Here is a 17,566-nt window from a genome sequence, read left to right as displayed (position 1 = left end):
ATTTTGCTCTAGAACCCATCGGCCTTGAAGCCAAAGAAGGCCTTGGTGACATCCTCAAAGATGTCCCACGTCACACGGCTGCCATCACGAATGAAGAGGCTGTCGCCCGTGCTGAGCTCAGTGCTCTCTCCGCTGATCATATCGGTTAACCGACAGCAACCAGACAGGATCGTCATGAGTTCGTCGCCTTGCTCGGTGCATTCGAACATGCCCTTCGTACAGCGCCAGATACCGGTGCGGGTGGTATGTCCGGGTCCGCCAGCATCTAGGCGCCCAGACGCCTTGGGATCACCATTTTTGATCTGATAGTTGCTCAGTGGGTTGTCGAACGGCCAGTCTTCGAGTTCGCCGACATCATCACCGGGTCTGTATTTGAACATCGCGCAATCCTTTCGCTCAACAGGAATGCTTCACGGAACTGCTTGGAGACACAAGCCGTCATAACGCCGACAGCCAAGCCAATGCGGCAGCAGGAATACTCAGTCAGAGTTTTCAAACTGCCCGATAATTATGCGCTGGCCGCAAATCAGCCTTGCGAAACGAGCAGTTGTGAGTCTTAGCCCCCCAAACTACCTGCCTTCATCAATGGGCACAGCTTCGGCTGCTTTTTAGGGACATACAAAATGACACTTGCCGTCACTCACCCCGCTGCGCCTATGGGCGCGATTACAGTTCTCCGTGTCGTCGACAGCATTCTGAGCCTCAAAGCGGCAGTTGTCGCGTGGAATGAGATGCGCATCACACGCAAACAGCTGCTTAACTTGAGTGAAGATCAACTCAATGACATCGGCCTGACGCTGTCTGATCTGCGCTGAGCACAAAGCACTCAATTGACAAGAAAGCTGTCGTGTTCGCGGCAGCTTTTTTTGTTGAGCTATCTTGGTTAAGGTTCAGTACCCGTCAGCCAGCATCACAGCCAGCGCCCGTGCCGTCACTGCGAGATCACTTGGGTCCAGCGCGAGTGCATTGAGCAATTGCTCTTTGCGTGTGTTTGGGCGGCAATACAGCCGGTTGATGCAGGTCAATTCACAGCCCCCTGACACACCAACGCGACTGATTGCGGAACCAGAATCTTTACGCCGGTGTCAGACATTTGTGGTTCCTGAAGCGAACGCCAGCTTAGAGACCTTTCCGGGAAATCCCATTTCCCGGGCCTCTGTGTTTGGCACTTGGTTGGACCGCCTATTCCGGCAGACCGGCTAGCCTCAGCCCGTCAATGACCGCCTCTCGGTAGGGAGGGTGCTCAATGTTGACCAGCTGCATGATCTCGGTGATCGCGGCGGGGCCGCCCAAGGCCTCGTATTCCATGGTCAGCCACTCTGCGTCGTCCAGCCGTCCCATATGACCATAAGTTGCGATCAGGAGTCGCAAGGCATTCTGGAGGTTCGGGTTGCGCTGGAGAAGCTCTGTGAGCGCGGCCTCAGCTGCTTCGTAGTTGCCGAGGTGGAAGTTGGCCGCGCCAACCGACATGAAGTACCAATACGGGGGCACGGGATTGCGCGCAAACGCTTCCGAAATGGTATTCAGCGCGTCCTCTGCCCGCCCATCGGACACCTGCACGATCGCGTAAAAAGCGTAGGCGTCAGTGTAATTCGGGTCGAGTTCGATGGCCTTCTCGAACTCGGCGCTCGCCTCCGCAAGATCCGAGATGAAACTTCTAGACAAAAGCCGTCCGAGCGCGAAATGCGCAAAGGGCAGATCGGGTGACAGGGAGACGGCCCGTTCTGCATGCCATACCGCCCTCGCCAAAGTGTTCGTCATATCGTTGGTCCAGCCGTACTCGACCCGCATGCTAAGTACGATCGAAAGTTGCGCGTGGGCTGCGGCATAATCTGGATCACGTCGGATGGCCTCGGCAAAGGCCTCTTCCGCTTGTTCATTATGGCTCGCAGTCAGGAAGCCGGCCAATTCTCTGCCCCGCAGGTAGTTGTCAAAGGCATCGACATCGCGCGTGCCACGGACCCCCAGACGTTCACGCTCTTGCCGGGACAGACGGACCGACATCACGCGCACGAGTTCGGTGAGGACCGTTTCCTGCAAAGCGAACACATCCGCTTCAGCCCCCGAATAGCTGTCAGCCCAGATGTTTTCGCCGTTCGCACCGTCGATGAGTGCTGCCGTAATCCGTAAAGTCTGGCCCTCGCGACGCACGCTCCCGTCCACAAGGTAGGACACGCGCAATTCCCGAGCGACTTGTCGCGGATCGCTTGCGCTTTCGGCCACCGAGAAAGACGCTGCACGCGACACGACCCTCAGATCTGCGATCCTCGAGAGGTTGACGATCAGTTCCTCGGCGAGGCCGTTGGAATAATAGGCCTGCTCGGCATTGCCGCTGAGGTTCTCGAAAGGCAGAACGGCGATCGACTGAACCTCCGATGCGGTTTGCAGGCGAGGCGCAAGCAATAGCGCCGAAAGTGCGAGAGCAGCTGAGACGAGCACCAGAGCGGCGATCCGAACGGTGCTGAACAAGGGAAGGCGACGTGCCGAAGCGTGCGACGCATCCAGACAGTACCCCTGTTTCGGCACAGTGCGCAGGAGAGCGCTCGCCTCCGAACCAAGTGCTTTCCGGATCTCCGAGATGCACTGGACGAGGCTGTCATCTGTCACGTGGGTGTCCGCCCAGACCCGTTCCATAAGGCTGTCCTTAGAAACGAGCTCCCCTGCCTGTTCGCTCAGAATTGACAAAACGCGGAGCGATTGCGGGCGCAAGGGCACCACATTCCCGTCAGGATCCCGCAGCTCAAGTGATCGCTGATCAAAACGAAAACCATTAATATCAACAGTTTGATCCGATTTCGGCATTTTTCGTGGCCGCTTTCGTGACTTTCGCCGTCGCTTTGAGGCCCCACTGGAGGCAGGCGCTCGATCTCGAAGGGCCCTGCGAACTCAACCAACGGAGGACATCATGACAAGTATTGCAAAATCCACAGCGTTTGTCGCCACTTTCGCACTGTCGGTGACAGTCGGCATTAGTGAGTTACAGGCAGCCCCCAAAAACTGCCCGGCGATCACCTTTGTAGACGTGAACGGTGAGCAGATTGAACTACCGGCTGATACTGCCGCGCAAGTGACGATGCTGCAGCAGTATGGTACTCGGTATGTACGGGTGATCGACTTGATCATCGAAGAGAATGCCAAGCCCGAATGGACCTTCCTGGAGGATTGCGGCCCACAAGGTGCTGACGCGCTTGCAATGACCGAGTGAAATAAGCCTGGCGGGCGAAACGAGTTACCCGGTGGAGCCTGCCAGCCTTGATGTGAGTTCTGCGATCCGGGTTTCCAACCACACAGTGACTGCATCGTCCGCAACCTACTCATTTGTTGGGTGCAAGTTTGGAATAACACTATTCCATGGTATCTTTCGATATTGTGTTGGGAGGAGCGCGCGATGGAATACTATGATCTCGGTAAATACACCCGGACGATCACAACGCCGTCGGGAGACGCCCAACTGTGGTTTGATCGCGGATTGGCGTGGACGTATGGCTACAATCACGAAGAGGCAATTGTATGCTTTGAAAGAGCCTTAGCCGCAGACGCTAACTGCGCAATGGCGTATTGGGGTATCGCCTATTGCATTGGGCCAAATTACAACAAACCGTGGGAAGCCTTCGAGGAAGACGAGAAGCCCGATTGCATAAAACTTGCCACCTCTTCGATTGAAGCAGCAACAGCATTGCTCGATCAAGTGACACCCGTTGAACGCGCACTGATTGAAGCAATCGGTACCCGTTATCCTTCGTCACCAGAGATTGAGGATTTTGGTCCTTGGAATGATGCCTTCGCGAATGCGATGCGCAAAGTACATTCTGAGTTTGGCCAGGACCTTGAGGTCTGCGCGATCTTCGCGGAGGCTCTCATGAACCGGACACCTTGGCAACTTTGGGACCTTCGCACTGGGCAGCCTTCAGAGGGTGCTGATACGCTGGAAGCGCTAGAGGTTCTCGAAAATGCCTTCGAAGCCCTGCCCGGCGCTTGGGCGCATGCAGGCCTTCTTCACATGTACATTCATCTGATGGAAATGTCGCCACACCCTGAACGAGCACTTCGACATGGCGATGTGCTGAGTAATCTGGTGCCTGACGCTGGGCACCTTCTTCATATGTCGACCCACATTGATGTGCTGTGTGGAGACTACGTCAATGTTGTGTCACGCAACCACGCGGGCATTGTGGCAGATCGGAAATTCCTGAGTCGCGAAGGGCCGGACAACTTTTACTCGGTATATCGGTGCCACAACTACCATTTCAAAATCTACGGAGCCATGTTCCTCGGCCAACCCACTCCAGCACTCGAAGCGGCCGACGAACTGATCGACACGTTACCGTCGGAAATCCTGCGGCCACTGGCGGATTGGTTCGAAGGATTTGTCCCTATGAAGCAACATGCCCTGATCCGCTTTGGCATGTGGCGGGAAATCCTTGCTCAAGAAATGCCCAAGGATGAAGAGCTGTACTGCGTAACAATCGCCATGATGCGATATGCGCGAACAGTTGCCATGGCGAACCTGCACAGGGTTGCGGACGCTGAGATAGAAAAGTCCAAGTTCTACGAAGCGTTGGCGCGGGTGCCAGAAAGCAGAATGCTATTCAACAACACTTGTCGGGACGTCCTTATGGTGGCCGAGCAAATGATGCTTGGCGAACTCGCATATCATAAAGGAGAGCCTGGCGACGCATTCAACCATCTTCGCAAGTCGGTCGAGATCGACGACAACCTCCCATACGATGAACCTTGGGGGTGGATGCAACCCACGCGCCATGCACTGGGCGCACTATTGCTTGAGCAAGGTCAAATGGAAGAGGCCGAGGCGGTATACCGTGCAGACCTTGGTTTAGATGAAACACTTAGCCGAGCGTGCCAACACCCTGGCAACGTCTGGAGCCTGCACGGCCTGCATGAATGTCTAACGAAACGTGGTGAAACGGTCGAAGCAGCACACATCAAGCTACAGCTGGATAAAGCATTGGCACGAGCCGAAGTCCCGATCAAAGCGTCGTGTTATTGTCGGCAGAAGGAATTAGCCGCCGAATAATACTAGAAGCTACCGTAGGTTTACCGCGCAGCCGTAGGCGGATCTTGGTCCAGTGCAAGAGTTGCCGCCTCAAACTCGAATGCCTGTCAGGCACAATGAAAGAGGGTGGCAGTTCATGGATGCAAACAGGGCGCAGGCTGACTACTGGGCTTCTCCCGCAGGCCTGAAGTGGATTGAACACGAACACGCCCTGGATACCGCGATGGCCGGTATGTTGGACATGATGCTCGATACGGCTGACATTGCCTCGACTGACCGCATCATCGACATTGGATGTGGAACGGGCGCAAGCACGATCGAAGCCGCACGACGCGCTCCGATTGGCAAAGTTTTAGGCGTGGATATTTCTGACCCGCTTCTTGCACGCGCCGCCAAAAGGGCTGAAGCAGTGGGCGCTCGAAACGCGGCGTTCTTGTTGGCCGACGCTCAATCACATAACTTTTCTGCCCAACCCTTCGATCTCCTGGTGTCGCGATTGGGTATGAGCTTCTTCTCCGACACAATCGCTGCTCTGCAGAACCTGTCCAATGCGCTGCACGATAATGGTAGGATGGTCTTCGTTTGCTGGGCCTCGGTGGCAAAGAACCCTTGGTTTGATATTCCCAAACAAGCTGCAGAGGAACGGCTGGGAACGCAACCGAAAGGGGATCCTAACGCACCCGGCCCAACGGCCTTTCAGGATTGTGATCGTGTGGCCGATCTGATGTCTCAGGCGGGCCTATCGAATATTGAAGCGCATCCGGTAGACATTGTACTGACGCCGTCTGGTGGAGTAGCAGGTGCTGCACGCGCTGCCAGCAAGGTTGGCCCTGCGGCTCGCATCATGAAAGCCTATGCTGGGAAGGAAGCTGATGAAGCGGCGATTGAACGTGCTGTTTTGGCATCCTTCGAGAAGTTCTCCGAGGGAAATGTCGTACGGATTCCGGCAGTGGTGAACATATTCTCTTGTTCACCATGAAATGGTTGTCGAAGCTCTTCGCATAGAAAGGTGATTTCGTCTGTTCGAATTAGACGACTTAATTGTCCGATCGGCAGATCTGAATACCGAGCGCATCTAATGACCGGGCGCGCCCAATTTACCCAGTGCTACAGCACGCACAGATGTCAGGTTTCAGGGCAAGTGCTCAGATATGTGACAACACCTCCTTACAATCCTGCTACTCTACCGAAAATCAGAAGGTGTGGGAGAGCGTCATGAAGATCGATGGAGCGTGCCATTGTGGGGCAATCACCTACCACGCGGAGCTAGAGCCGACGTCGGTTGGGATATGTCATTGTACCGATTGTCAGGCGCTTTCCGCTTCGGCCTTTCGATCGCTTGCCATCGTCCAAAGCGACAACTTCCAGATTTTGACGGGCAAGCCGAAGCATTACGTGAAAGTCGGAGACAGTGGTAATCCGCGTGTTCAGGCTTTCTGCTCCGACTGCGGCTCCGCGCTCTACTCTTGCGGCGTCGAAGATAACCCACCGGCATATAACCTTCGTACCGGGACGATGAAACAACGCGCCAAACTTGTTCCGCGCTTCGAATGCTGGACACAATCCCGCCTGGCGTGGGTCGCGGAGATTCATGGCGCTACGCAATTTGAGGGAAATCCTATTGCTTGAGTTTAATGCAGAAATTACCAGGATATTAAACAACGCCTACCAAGGCGCCGACCTCACGCGCAGGCGGCAAGCATCCTTTGATGCGCTCAATCCAAGCCCAGGCGACACGATAATTGACATTGGATGCGGGAATGGCTTGCTGACAGCCGAACTTGCCAGAGCGGTCGGGCCTACTGGCAAAATCATAGGCGTTGATCCCAGCGAGGCTATGCTGAAGGCGGGGATAGATCGCTGTAGCGACTACGAAAATGTGGCATTCTCCAAGGGTTTTGCGAACAGCCTCCCGATTGCGGATGGCACAGCAGAAAAGGCCATATCGGTGCAGGTCTTCGAATACATCGAAGACGTAGGCGGCGCTATAGATGAAGCGTTACGTTGCCTGAGACCGGGCGGACGCATGGTGATCAGCGACCTGCACTTTGGCAGCCTTATCTGGTATTCTGACCGTCCCGAACGCATGTCCAAGATGGTCTCATCTTGGGACCAGCATTTCGTCAGTGGCACGCTCCCGGAACGGCTTCCCGGTATTCTCAAAGCGAAAGGCCAACACGTTGAAGTCCTGTTGCACGTTACCCTGTCTGACCACGAGCTTAGGCCTGACGGGATTGCAATCATGATGATGCACCTCATGAGGCAATACGCGATTGCAAATCAACACGTCGAAGAGCAAGAGGCGCAGTCTTGGTTTGCTGAGCAGCAAACGCTCTCGGATGAGGGGCGGTTCTTTTTCTCAATCACGCAATTCATCGTCGTTGCTCGCAAATCGGCGTGATCTCGTTCTTGAATCTAGTCCCACGCCAAAAAGCCGACACTGGTTCACAACCACGCAATGCTCGCTTTGTCCCGCAACTACACCTTTGGCCCACAGTCACCAAATTTCAGCTTCTCTCGGTGGCGCTCCTTGCCGTGCTCACCTATTTTTTGGTCTCGTTAGAGGTGCTCTGTTTCGATCTCTAGCTTAGCGAGGAACAGCTGTAGACACAGTCTTTGAACCGCAGCTACCATTTCTTCTCAGGGAATAACGATTTGGGAGGACAACAATGCCGAAAGGATATCTGGTCGCGCACATCCGTATTCACGACAAGGACGCATTTGAGGAGTTCAAGCAGCTGTCGGGTGCTGCGATCAAAGCGCACAACGGCAAAGTTTTGGTCAGGAACCCTTCGCCGGATCATCGCGAAGGCGGCGCACAGGGCCTTGCCATCGTCATTGAGTTCGAGAGCATTGATGCGGCCCGGGCTTTCTACGAATCCGACGCGTACACAGAGGCACGTGCCATCAGAGAGAAGATTTCAGACACCGACCTCATCCTCGTTGAGGGCCTCTAAGAACACAATCAAAGGTTTGCCGACGGGCTAGGGGCACTGCTGCGACCTCCTGCTGCTCAGAGGATCTGCACATAGACGCATGGAAATTGACCGCTGCAAAGTACCACCAGTCTTCGAACCAAGTGGTTCGCCTCCGCTCTGCCAAAAGGAAACCGTCTTTCGGCAAAAAGCGTTGATTGCAGCAATTGTCGCTACGGCAACTCAGTGGATGCCGTTGGCTACAGTTGCAGACGAGCTCGAATGCTCGGACCCACTGTTGTCAGTGGAGAGCAAAACAAATGCGGATGGGCTTAGGGTATGTGAAGCTGCTGTCAAAGCCAAGTCTTTCCTTGCGAACTGTGGGATTGAGCAGACTCAACCAATCACCATAGAACTTAGAGACAAGATTGTAGGGGTTTCCGATCACTGCGCAGGTGTATACTTCCCGGGAACCAACCATGTCGCCTTGGTAGCACCGTCACTAGTGAGCGGTATGATGCCTTTGGACAGTGCCTTCTCCACCCTCGAAGCTGACGTATTCTTTGACAGTCTGCTCGTTCACGAGCTCGCGCACGCCTTTACAGAACAGCGAAACGCAAACGCGCTGAAGTGTTCGGCAGACAGTGAGTACATCGCCTACGCACTTCAGATAGAAAGCCTTCCCCATTCCGATCGTGAGACGGTGCTTTCCTTTCGAGAAGTGAAACGGCCGGTACCAGAACAGAAACTGAATGATTTTGTGCTTGGCTTTTCACCCGACATGTTTGGCGTCTTGGCTTGGTCTCATTTCTCCAGTCCGGACAATGGCTGTCGCTTCATTAATGAACTGATCAATGGCAATGTCACATTGGCATTACCGGACTTGGAGTGAAGCAAGTGCCGCGACATTCGCGACGCCAGAGATCGCTAATCCCTATCCGCGCCTGAGCAGCCTGATCTGACCGGTCCAGTTTGATTGTTAGTGCATTGTCGGCCTGGGTTCCATCGAGACAATGGTTTCTGGCGCCGGTGGTCGGTATCCTAGAGCGCTGTGTGACCGCTTCGTGTTGTAGTGTTTCCTCCAACCCTCAATGATGATCTGGGCTTCTCTGAGCGAGTAGAAGATCTCCCTGTTCAGCAGTTCGTCCCGGAACCGAGCGTTGAAGCTCTCAATATAGCCGTTTTCCCAAGGACTGCCTGGCTCAATGAAGGCGGTCTTGGCGCCAACGGCTTCGATCCAAGCTCTGACATCCCTGGCAACGAACTCAGGACCATTGTCGCTGCGGACAAATGCTGGCGGCCCGCGCAGGTTGAACAGGTCGGTGAGGGCATCAATCACGTCGGTCGAGTTCAGCTTTCGCTTCACGCGTATCGCCAGGCAATTTCGACTGAACTCGTCCAGGATGTTCAATGTTCGGAACGCCTTGCCGTCGTCTGTGCGGCAATGGACGAAGTCATAGCTCCAAACATGGTTCTGATACTCCGGGCGCAGTCTGATGCAGGATCCGTCGTTCAGCCACAGCCTGGATCTCTTCGGCTGTTTAGGTGGCACCTGAACCGCGCCGGGTTTTCCGGAGGCTCCAACTCCTGAGTAGGATGGAGCATCATGAGCAAGACGACGAACAAATATTCCCCAGAAGTGCGCGAACGTGCCGTACGGATGGTTTTGGACAACGCGGGGCAGCATGAGAGCCGCTGGTCGGCGAGGGCGTCTCCCGGGCACATGTGAAGAAGGTCATGGTCAGCCTGCGGTCGATCCTCTCCGAGGCCGTCGAACGGGAATGGATCACCCACAATGTGGCATTGGATGTGAAGCTGCGTCGCAAGTCTCGGACTGCGGAAGATGAGAAGATCATCCCGACCAAAGACGAGATCAGGCTGATCATCGAAAACGCTCCCGCAAGCCATCGCGCGATGTTCATCACGGCGATCTTCACAGGCATGCGGATCTCTGAACTGCGCGGGCTGACATGGGACTGCGTCGATCTCACCCGTCGGGTGATCAAAGTCACGAAACGCGCCGACGAGTTCGGGGCGATGGGAGCGCCCAAGAGCCGCGCTGGGCTGCGCGATATCCCTATGGCCCCAATTGTTCATCAGACGCTCTCAGCGTGGCGCTCAGAGGCTCTGGAGAACGATTTGGAGCTCGTCTTCCCGAATGGCGCTGGGCGGGTGCAGAACTACTCCAACATCTACAATCGTATCTTCAAGCCGATGCTGGTCGCAAACGGCATCGTGAACGATCGCGGGGAGGCGAAGTTCGGCATCCATGCTCTTCGGCATGCGGCGGCGTCGCTCTTTATCGAGCAGGGCTGGAACCCCAAGAAGATCCAGACACTGCTCGGACATGCCTCTATCACCATGACGATGGACACCTACGGGCATCTGTTCGAAAGCCCCGAGGAAGATGTCTCGTTGTTTGAGAAGCTGGAGAGCGATCTGTTGGCGGCTTGAGATTTGAGAGCAGGCGCTGAGACCTTGCATTTTCAATGAACAGGTCGCGGGACAAAGCTGTCGCTCGTCTCTTCAAGCCAAGGTCTGCTTGTTGCCTCGGAAGCGAAGTGAAAGTACCGTTCCCAAAGTTGATTGGGAGGGAAAAATGGCATTTGCAAAAAGTGAATTGGACGACCTTGCGCGCCGCTATACACAGGCGTGGAATTCAAAAGTGCCGGAAAACGTCGCGGCCTTTCATACTTCGGGCAGCAGCATCGTTATCAATCAGGGCGAACCGTCGTTAGGTCACGAAGGCCTTACAGCCATGGCCGCAGGGTTCCACGCCGATGTCCCTGACTTGCGTTTGGTGTGCGATGGCATTCGGTCTGCGGGCAGCCACGTTATCTACCTGTGGACATTTTCCGGGCATCACGCCGAGACCGGTAACCCGCTCGATGTGTGCGGCTGGGAGGAGTGGAACCTGAACGACGAGATGAAGATCACGTCTTCGCTTGGCTGGTTCGACGGCGATGATTATGACCGACAAGTCGCCGGATGACCCTCAAGCCATTTTCCGGAATGCGCGTTGTTGTCTACGGTGTCGGCACGATGGGAGCCATCGCGACGCGTCTACTTGTTGACAAAGGCGCCGAAATCGTCGGCGCAATCGGGCGCAGTCCTTCCAAGGTCGGCCGGGACCTTGGCGATGTCGCCCGACTCGGTATCAGTCTCGGCATCCCTGTCGAAAACGATGCAAACGCAGTGCTTTCCCGCGGTGCCGATATCGCGGTGGTCTGCGTGGGCAGCTACCTTTCCACGATGCGCCCGCACTTCGAAATCTGTCTCGGGAATGGCGCCAATGTCGTCACGATCGAGGAAGAAACCATCTTCCCTTGGACGACCGCTCCCGATCACGCCAAGGCTTTGGACGCGCTCGCCAAATCCAACGGCGTGACGCTGGCCGCCTCCGGCGCGCAGGATGTGTTCTGGGTGAACCTGGTCACAACTCTGCTCGGAGCGGTACATAAGGTGGATCGCGTGACGGGACATTGCCGATGGAATGTTGACGATTACGGACCCGAAGTCGCCGATCATTTGATGGTCTGCCAACCCAAGGCTGCGTTCGAAAAAGTTATCACGTCTGATGGCTGGCCTGAATTCGTGGCCCGTCAAACGCTCGAAGCGCTGGTGGCGCGCCTCGGGCTCACCGTATCGGCGATCTCATCTGACGTGACAGCGGTGACCCTGGACGAACCGATTCACAGCACAAGTATGAGTACCGATATCCCTCCGGGCGGCATGATCGGCACCGTGGACCGCACGCGCATCACGACGAACGAAGGGCCGGTATTCTCATTTGCGATGGAAGGGCGCGTGTACCGCCCTGGTGAAACCGACACTAACGCGTGGAAGATTGACGGCGAGCCTGATCTGGAACTGAACTGCAACAACGCGAATTATCGATTTACAACCTGCTCGTCGCTTATCAATCGCATTCCGGACATAATCGCCGCTGCGCCCGGAGTATGTTCGCTGAACATGTTGGGCCCTCCAACCTATCGGCATCATTGAACCCATTAGCCACAAATCAGCGTGCGAGCGCCTCAGCTACGTAAGCCGCCATTCGTTGTAGGCGCAGCATTCGGTAGGTACGGGCTCGTTCCAGCCGTCAGCTGCGTTCAGCGCTAAGGTCGGCTTGGCGGGACGAAGCGGACCTTGGAAGTCAGGCTCCGAAGGTCCGCTTTCAAGTCGTCATGCGGTCAGCTGGCGGATTGACAATAAGTGATCCCACATTTAGCGAATAGTCGATAGCCTGCCGGGACGACCCGGCTATGAACGGGTATTTGCCAGGACGACCTGCGTAAAGTGGAGGTCGAAATGGCTTGGGTTTTTCTTTTGACAGCAGGTGCTTTGGAAGTCGCTTGGGCGACCGGGCTGAAGAAGCTCGGCTTTGGTTTCACTTGGACACTTGGCGCTCTGACCCTCATCGCAATGATTGCAAGCATCGTCGCCCTCTATGCCGCGATGACCCGGCTCCCCCTTGGGATCGCCTATCCGATCTGGACCGGAATCGGCTCTGTCGGATCGGTCCTGGTTGGAGTGATGTCCTTCAATCAAAACCTCAGCATGTCCGGAATCGCTGGTCTGACACTTCTCATTGCGGGGATGTTTCTGCTCGGTTCAGATGCGCACTAAGACGAAAGGACACGGAAAATGACGACAAAGACGAAAACAGCAAGAAACCTGATCGAAGGTCGGTCCGCGCTCATCGTGATCGACATTCAAAAAAGCACCTTCATTGACAACAGCGAAGTGCGGTCCATCGACAATATGCCGGGTTACAAGGATCGCATGATCGCTGCGCGCGATCTGGTCGATGCGGCTCATGAGAACGATATACCCGTGATCTTCATCCAAGAAGTCCATCGTCCCGATCTGATCGATTTCGGTCGAGAATTGGACGGAGACGAGGACGTCCATTGCCTTGAGGGCGATCCGCGCACCGAGGTCGCCAAAGAGGAAATGGGATATCGCAAAGGCGACTACATCATCCCAAAGCGGCGTTATTCGGCATTCTTCGGAACTGACCTTGAAATCCTACTGCGCGGCCTGAAAGTCGACACGTTGCTCCTGTGCGGTGGTCTGACAGATGTTTGTGTTCACTACACGTTCGTGGATGGGCACCAGTCCGACTACTTCTGCCGGGTCGCTGAAGATTGTACAGGCGGCTCATCGGTGGAGGCACATGAGGCGGCGCTCAAAGCTATGGAGTATCTGCAAACGGGCGCGGTTCAGGACCGGACCACAATGATCGAAGCAATGTCATCACACGAATACACGAATTGACTGTGCTGCGCCTCAGTTCCGCGCGAGAGCTGAACCGGCCATTCGCGGCGTTGCAGCAAGCACGTAGGATGGGCTCGTTCCAGCCATTGGCTCCAGTCAGGATCATTGCCGGTTTCGTTTGGAAACCCGACATTCCGTGATTTCCCCCGGGGCATGGTTGTGTATCAACAACACAAATGCACCAATGATGTGTTTCAGCCCACGAAACCAAAACCCACTCATTTGGCTACACTTGTTCGACACCAGGTCAAGCTGAACAGCGACAGACGTGGTCGGATTGAAAATCCTCGTGTCGGTGGTTCGATTCCGCCCCCGGGCACCACTTTAGTCATAAAAACAAGCCACTTGCGCATCGCACAGTTTTTAGTTCGTGCGTTGCACACTCATCGCACAGTTTTTCGTGCGTTGAAATGGCGCTGGGCTGGCTGAAAGACTGTGTTGACCACAGTGTTTGGAATCGCTGTGTTGACCATACTGTTCGCAACACAGTGTTTGCCCACAGTAACTGGAACACAGTTCTCGACCACAGCGTTTTGGAGCACAGTCAATGACAACGCCTGTTCACTCAGGTGCTGGACCGACGGTCAATATCCTGTCGTTGCTCCAAACCAGTGCTTCATAGCACACCTCTGCGCCAGCACCGCCACACCAGCCTCCGTCGCGTCCAATAAGGAGTATGCGATCAGGACCCCAATCAAGCAGGCGCCAGCCTGTTGTCTGCCATGCCATCGTCTCGCCGTTGACGACCAAATTGAGCATACACCCACCTGTCCCGCAGTAGAGCGACGCGGCCGACGAGCATGCGTACTGGCTCTCGTCCACCAGCTCTGCGTTTACCGTTCCAAATTGAGAGCGCAGTTCGATCTCCGTAACCGCGTCGCCTTGATTAAACTCACCTTTCTCAAAGGCTTGGCAGTCTGCAGCTGCACGGTCGATGAGTTGTTGTGCTTCGGGGGAAACCGCCATTGCCGAGCCCGCGCTCAAAGCGAGCATCGTCAAAAAGGCCAAAACCCTGTGGATCATTTTCAATTCCTTTCAAAACCTAAAGAGTATTAAGCGGGCGTTTGGCAAAGCTGGCAACAAGGAAGCCATCAATTTCGCGGACCGATAATCCCTACGGTCCGGCGAGGCTTGCCTCGCGATGACGCAGGCGGGTGCTATCGATGGAACTCAGGCTCGACAGCGCTTCCTGTGCTCGCGCTGGTGAGCAACTGTGTGTGCCGCTATTCGATGTGCCAATCTTCAATGCCGCTATCTGGCTTAGCCTGGTGCTTTGTAAGGGTAGCTGCCAAGGCTTCACTTGGGCTCTCCTCAGAAGTCGAAAGCACGATCTCAGCAAACGGTTTGAACTTCGACTTCGTGACCGTGCGCGTCGCGAAGCCCTCGGCCGACAGAGCATCGCGTAGCCGCGCGACCTTTCCGGTGAAATCTTCCGTGTTGTCAAACTTGATCTCGATCGAGATATGCAACTGCCGGGAAAAGACAGAAAGAACAACGGCCGCAGCAATCGTCAGGAGCAGGGCCATAACCGGCAAATCCAGACCGATCGACAGACCGATCAGCGCCACGAAGATCATCAGCGCAGTGTCCGAAGCGCTGAGCGTCTCCATTCTGAACCGGAATAGTCCACCGATTCCGAAGACCACGAATCCTATCAGTACGCCGTGGTGAATGACGAGGAAACCGACGACCAAGCCGATCAATGCGTATAGAAACATCGACCGCGGCAGGTCCCAGTCGTTGCTGCCCCGGCGGCGCGCGACGATGCGCGGATGAAAGGCAATGGCTGCGGTCATTGCCATCGCCTCGACAAGGGCAAACAGGAACTCACTCACCTCTTCAAGGTCACGCAACTGCGCCCAGCCGCGATCATGGATATCGAACTCGCTAGGAATCGTTATTGCACCCTCGATCGTCTGGGCGGCTAAGGGTGCCGTAAGTGCGATGAGACCGAGCAGAAGATAAGATAGCGTCTTGGTCACTCGCGGGGCTCCAAATGAACGGATGGCAGATTAGCCAGATCAATCCGGATCAGACTCGCTTCGAAACCTTCAAGACGAGGCGGAAGCGTGGTCATATCGATTGGTGAAATCGGGAGACGCCCGGAAATCAATAACAATGTCTCCGGTGTCAACGTCGATGTCGAGAAGGGTAAATCCGCGCGGCGCACGGTCTGACGCCCCCATGAGCCTACGCGGGCTGGCACCAAGGCAGGCCTGACCGACATAGGCGATGCCCTCCGACGCTCCCGGATAGAAAGCATGGTGATGCCCGGAGAGATGCAGATCGATGCCCAGCGTCTCGAAGACCGAAGCCAGTTCTGGGTCACCGATAATCTCGGTTTCGCGACCCTGTGCAAATTCCCACAACGGAAGATGACTGAAGACGATGCGGGTCTCGCCGGCGCCCTCAAATACGCTCTCAAGTTTCACGACCTGGTCGGCCGACAACGGACCGACTGTCGTCACATCTAGCGATACGAAACGCACCCCATCGACGTCGAAGGCATAGGAGAAAGGGTATTCTTCGTCCGAACTGAAGGACACGTCAGGTCGCCTGTCGCGCCATTCTTTCGCATAGACGTTCCGCTCTGCCCTGAAAGCGTCGTAGGCCGACGCGTCATGGTTCCCGGGGGTAACGGCCACAGCGATGCCGGCAGACGTTAGTGGCTCGGTGACGATCGCGTGAAAAGCATCCCACATTGCCTTGACTTCGCTTGTGGCGAGGACCGGTCTACGCTGGCCCGCGACCATGTCACCTGTCACGAGAACCAAGTCAGGATGGAGTTCCAATATCGCGGATACCGCGTCCGCGACTTGGCTCCCGTAGTCTGTAGAGCCATATGATCCATTAAGGTCCGATATTACGGCAACTTGCAATGCGACCGCAGGCGACGCAACGACGATTGCAATGCCGCCCGCGATTAACGTATCAGTCAGCATCGCAATCCACGTCGTCCGGGGTCGTGTCGCCGGTCAGGAAGAACTCTTTCGGGTTAAGGTCGAAGATCAGGTCTCCGCGTCGGCAGCTGTCCTGCAATATCCGGGTCGCCAACTCAGTGTTCTTGACGATCTGTGATACCTCTCCTTCGCTAAGGCCAAGGCTGTTTGCTGTCCACTGGTAGATAGGTCCCTGAGACTGCAGGTCCGCATCGAGTGCTACGAGCTTTCGATACACGCCGGCATCGAAATGACGAAGCTTTCCCAACATCTGTGTTGATTTAGCAAAGTTTGCATATTGGACACGTCCGCCTGCGTCATTGTCATTGAGGTTCGTCCGGCGGATCAGCTGCGCGCCTTCCGGGACGGTTCCGTCACCCGCTTCGTGGTGCTTGGCCTTCTTGTGTTCAAGGTCGCCCCCTTCTGCCCAGTAGTAGTAGGGCGTGAAGTCAATATTTCCGACCCTGTCCTGCTGGCTGAAGATGAAATCCAGCAGGACAATTTCGGACAGCTCGCGCATCCAGTAAGCCATTTGTTCCTCGCTTACATCTGGCCCGAGATCCTTGGAAATCGTGCTGTCTTTGCGCCCTTCGGCCAGTCCACGTGCAATTGCGTCACGCAGGGGCGCCTCGGTCCGGAGTGCGAGGAAGGCCGGGGTTTCCTGAAAATCAAGGTTTTGTCCTTTGCCCCAGCCGGATTTCCTCGTTCCGTTGATTTCGGCCCCATACCGGTGACCCGGACTTAGAACCATTACGCCGTATATGTTCTTGCGGTCTGTCGTGAAAAGATCATCGGTCGGCGAATAAAGTGAGGGATTTGCTTCACTTTCGACCAGCCAACGCCAGCCTTCATGGTTCATCCGTGCGTGTGTACCCGAGATCGCTAGTCCGGGCTTGGCGACCTCAGTTGCATGACGTTCCTTGTCCATTGAACGCCAGACTGACACGGGAACATGGACGATCATGTCAAAGTAGCGGGAGAAGTGGTAGTAGAGCAGGGATGACGGTGCAAAGGTGCCGCTGGTTCCCTTCTGGTTCATCGTTACCTTGAACTTGGCGAGATCGTCTTTTGCCAGATCCTTGGCCGATTTCCCTTCCTTGCAGGCATTCCGTTCGAACGCGGCACGGTCATTTGCATAAGGCCCTGCGCTGATGTCGTAGACCATCATTCCAGGGCTTGTGCTCCATGTTTTCGGGCAAAGCGCCACGTCAGAGGCATAGAAGTTGATGGCGCAGAAAGCTGCCTCATCTTCCAGATCATCTTTCGAGTATTCTGCGCCGGGGAGCGGTTTGATGCGGACGCAGCGTTCGGCCACTCCGTTCGGGCTTTCGAAAACAGTGACGTCACCTTCAACCGCATCCGATGCGCAAAGGGCAGTCGGCAAAAGCAGGGCTGCAACAGAAAGAACAAGGCGCATC

20 protein-coding genes and 1 pseudogene are annotated in these 17,566 nt (G+C 55.5%); 13 read left to right on the top strand and 8 right to left on the bottom strand.

Going from position 1 to position 17,566, the window contains the following annotated elements:
* Window positions 1-8 precede the first annotated feature (8 nt).
* Window positions 9-380 carry a cupin domain-containing protein gene (locus tag MGEO_RS03380; protein WP_085635309.1) on the bottom strand — a complete coding sequence of 124 codons (372 nt, stop codon included), beginning with the start codon at window positions 378-380 and terminating at the stop codon, window positions 9-11.
* A 243-nt stretch (window positions 381-623) separates the two neighbouring features.
* Between MGEO_RS03380 and MGEO_RS03375 the strand changes: the two genes are divergently transcribed.
* On the top strand, window positions 624-815 hold the full coding sequence (locus MGEO_RS03375; protein WP_085635308.1) for a DUF1127 domain-containing protein: 192 nt from the start codon (window positions 624-626) through the stop codon (window positions 813-815).
* Between the two features lie 75 nt (window positions 816-890).
* Here MGEO_RS03375 and MGEO_RS21830 read toward each other — a convergent pair whose 3' ends face one another.
* Window positions 891-1,025: a hypothetical protein gene (locus tag MGEO_RS21830; RefSeq protein ID WP_269845873.1), complete on the bottom strand. Its 135-nt coding sequence runs from the start codon at window positions 1,023-1,025 to the stop codon at window positions 891-893.
* 157 nt (window positions 1,026-1,182) lie between these two features.
* The gene (locus tag MGEO_RS03370) at window positions 1,183-2,802 is read right to left on the bottom strand and encodes a tetratricopeptide repeat protein (RefSeq protein ID WP_085635307.1); all 1,620 of its coding nucleotides are present in this window, start codon (window positions 2,800-2,802) and stop codon (window positions 1,183-1,185) included.
* Between the two features lie 103 nt (window positions 2,803-2,905).
* On the opposite strand from MGEO_RS03370, the gene MGEO_RS03365 reads away from it, so the two are divergent.
* The 7 genes from MGEO_RS03365 (at window position 2,906) to MGEO_RS03335 (ending at window position 8,821) form a co-directional block, all read left to right on the top strand.
* Window positions 2,906-3,205 carry a hypothetical protein gene (locus tag MGEO_RS03365; RefSeq protein ID WP_085635306.1) on the top strand — a complete coding sequence of 100 codons (300 nt, stop codon included), beginning with the start codon at window positions 2,906-2,908 and terminating at the stop codon, window positions 3,203-3,205.
* A gap of 183 nt (window positions 3,206-3,388) precedes the next feature.
* Window positions 3,389-5,035: a tetratricopeptide repeat protein gene (locus MGEO_RS03360; protein WP_085635305.1), complete on the top strand. Its 1,647-nt coding sequence runs from the start codon at window positions 3,389-3,391 to the stop codon at window positions 5,033-5,035.
* Window positions 5,036-5,114: 79 nt separating this feature from the next.
* A complete protein-coding gene (locus MGEO_RS03355; protein ID WP_085635304.1) occupies window positions 5,115-5,993 on the top strand; it encodes a class I SAM-dependent methyltransferase in 879 nt (292 codons plus the stop codon).
* Window positions 5,994-6,229: 236 nt separating this feature from the next.
* Entirely contained in the window at window positions 6,230-6,643 is a 414-nt protein-coding gene (locus MGEO_RS03350) for a GFA family protein (protein ID WP_085635600.1), read from the top strand.
* A complete protein-coding gene (locus tag MGEO_RS03345; protein ID WP_085635303.1) occupies window positions 6,606-7,415 on the top strand; it encodes a methyltransferase domain-containing protein in 810 nt (269 codons plus the stop codon). Before MGEO_RS03350 ends, MGEO_RS03345 begins: the two co-directional genes overlap by 38 nt.
* A gap of 268 nt (window positions 7,416-7,683) precedes the next feature.
* On the top strand, window positions 7,684-7,971 hold the full coding sequence (locus MGEO_RS03340) for a DUF1330 domain-containing protein (RefSeq protein ID WP_085635302.1): 288 nt from the start codon (window positions 7,684-7,686) through the stop codon (window positions 7,969-7,971).
* A gap of 79 nt (window positions 7,972-8,050) precedes the next feature.
* Window positions 8,051-8,821 (top strand): DUF6639 family protein, encoded by a 771-nt coding sequence (locus MGEO_RS03335; RefSeq protein ID WP_085635301.1) that lies wholly within the window; start codon window positions 8,051-8,053, stop codon window positions 8,819-8,821.
* A gap of 87 nt (window positions 8,822-8,908) precedes the next feature.
* On the opposite strand, the pseudogene MGEO_RS03330 reads toward MGEO_RS03335, so the two are convergent.
* Window positions 8,909-9,487: pseudogene (locus MGEO_RS03330) on the bottom strand (IS3 family transposase); the annotation flags it as partial.
* A 167-nt stretch (window positions 9,488-9,654) separates the two neighbouring features.
* Here MGEO_RS03330 and MGEO_RS03325 point away from each other — a divergent pair.
* The 5 genes from MGEO_RS03325 (at window position 9,655) to MGEO_RS03305 (ending at window position 13,209) form a co-directional block, all read left to right on the top strand.
* The gene (locus MGEO_RS03325; RefSeq protein ID WP_233139595.1) at window positions 9,655-10,383 is read left to right on the top strand and encodes a tyrosine-type recombinase/integrase; all 729 of its coding nucleotides are present in this window, start codon (window positions 9,655-9,657) and stop codon (window positions 10,381-10,383) included.
* 145 nt (window positions 10,384-10,528) lie between these two features.
* Window positions 10,529-10,921: a nuclear transport factor 2 family protein gene (locus MGEO_RS03320; RefSeq protein WP_085635299.1), complete on the top strand. Its 393-nt coding sequence runs from the start codon at window positions 10,529-10,531 to the stop codon at window positions 10,919-10,921.
* On the top strand, window positions 10,918-11,934 hold the full coding sequence (locus tag MGEO_RS03315) for an NAD(P)H-dependent amine dehydrogenase family protein (protein WP_143746228.1): 1,017 nt from the start codon (window positions 10,918-10,920) through the stop codon (window positions 11,932-11,934). The genes MGEO_RS03320 and MGEO_RS03315 overlap by 4 nt, the downstream gene beginning before the upstream one ends.
* A gap of 306 nt (window positions 11,935-12,240) precedes the next feature.
* Window positions 12,241-12,558: a DMT family transporter gene (locus MGEO_RS03310; protein WP_085635599.1), complete on the top strand. Its 318-nt coding sequence runs from the start codon at window positions 12,241-12,243 to the stop codon at window positions 12,556-12,558.
* An 18-nt stretch (window positions 12,559-12,576) separates the two neighbouring features.
* On the top strand, window positions 12,577-13,209 hold the full coding sequence (locus MGEO_RS03305) for a cysteine hydrolase family protein (RefSeq protein WP_085635297.1): 633 nt from the start codon (window positions 12,577-12,579) through the stop codon (window positions 13,207-13,209).
* Between the two features lie 561 nt (window positions 13,210-13,770).
* Here MGEO_RS03305 and MGEO_RS03300 read toward each other — a convergent pair.
* The 4 genes from MGEO_RS03300 to MGEO_RS03285 all read right to left on the bottom strand — a co-directional run bounded on the left by MGEO_RS03300 (window position 13,771) and on the right by MGEO_RS03285 (window position 17,565).
* Entirely contained in the window at window positions 13,771-14,232 is a 462-nt protein-coding gene (locus MGEO_RS03300; protein WP_085635296.1) for a hypothetical protein, read from the bottom strand.
* A 200-nt stretch (window positions 14,233-14,432) separates the two neighbouring features.
* Entirely contained in the window at window positions 14,433-15,191 is a 759-nt protein-coding gene (locus MGEO_RS03295; protein WP_085635295.1) for a hypothetical protein, read from the bottom strand.
* 69 nt (window positions 15,192-15,260) lie between these two features.
* Window positions 15,261-16,151, bottom strand: a complete 891-nt coding sequence (locus MGEO_RS03290) for a metallophosphoesterase family protein (RefSeq protein ID WP_085635294.1) — start codon at window positions 16,149-16,151, stop codon at window positions 15,261-15,263.
* Window positions 16,141-17,565, bottom strand: coding sequence for a hypothetical protein (locus MGEO_RS03285; protein ID WP_085635293.1), 1,425 nt, complete (start codon window positions 17,563-17,565; stop codon window positions 16,141-16,143). Before MGEO_RS03285 ends, MGEO_RS03290 begins: the two co-directional genes overlap by 11 nt.
* Window position 17,566: the final 1 nt, after the last annotated feature.

The organism is Marivita geojedonensis, from assembly GCF_002115805.1.
Lineage (GTDB): Bacteria > Pseudomonadota > Alphaproteobacteria > Rhodobacterales > Rhodobacteraceae > Marivita > Marivita geojedonensis.
Note: the sequence above shows the minus strand (reverse complement) of the source record. Positions and strands in the feature narration are given on the sequence as shown.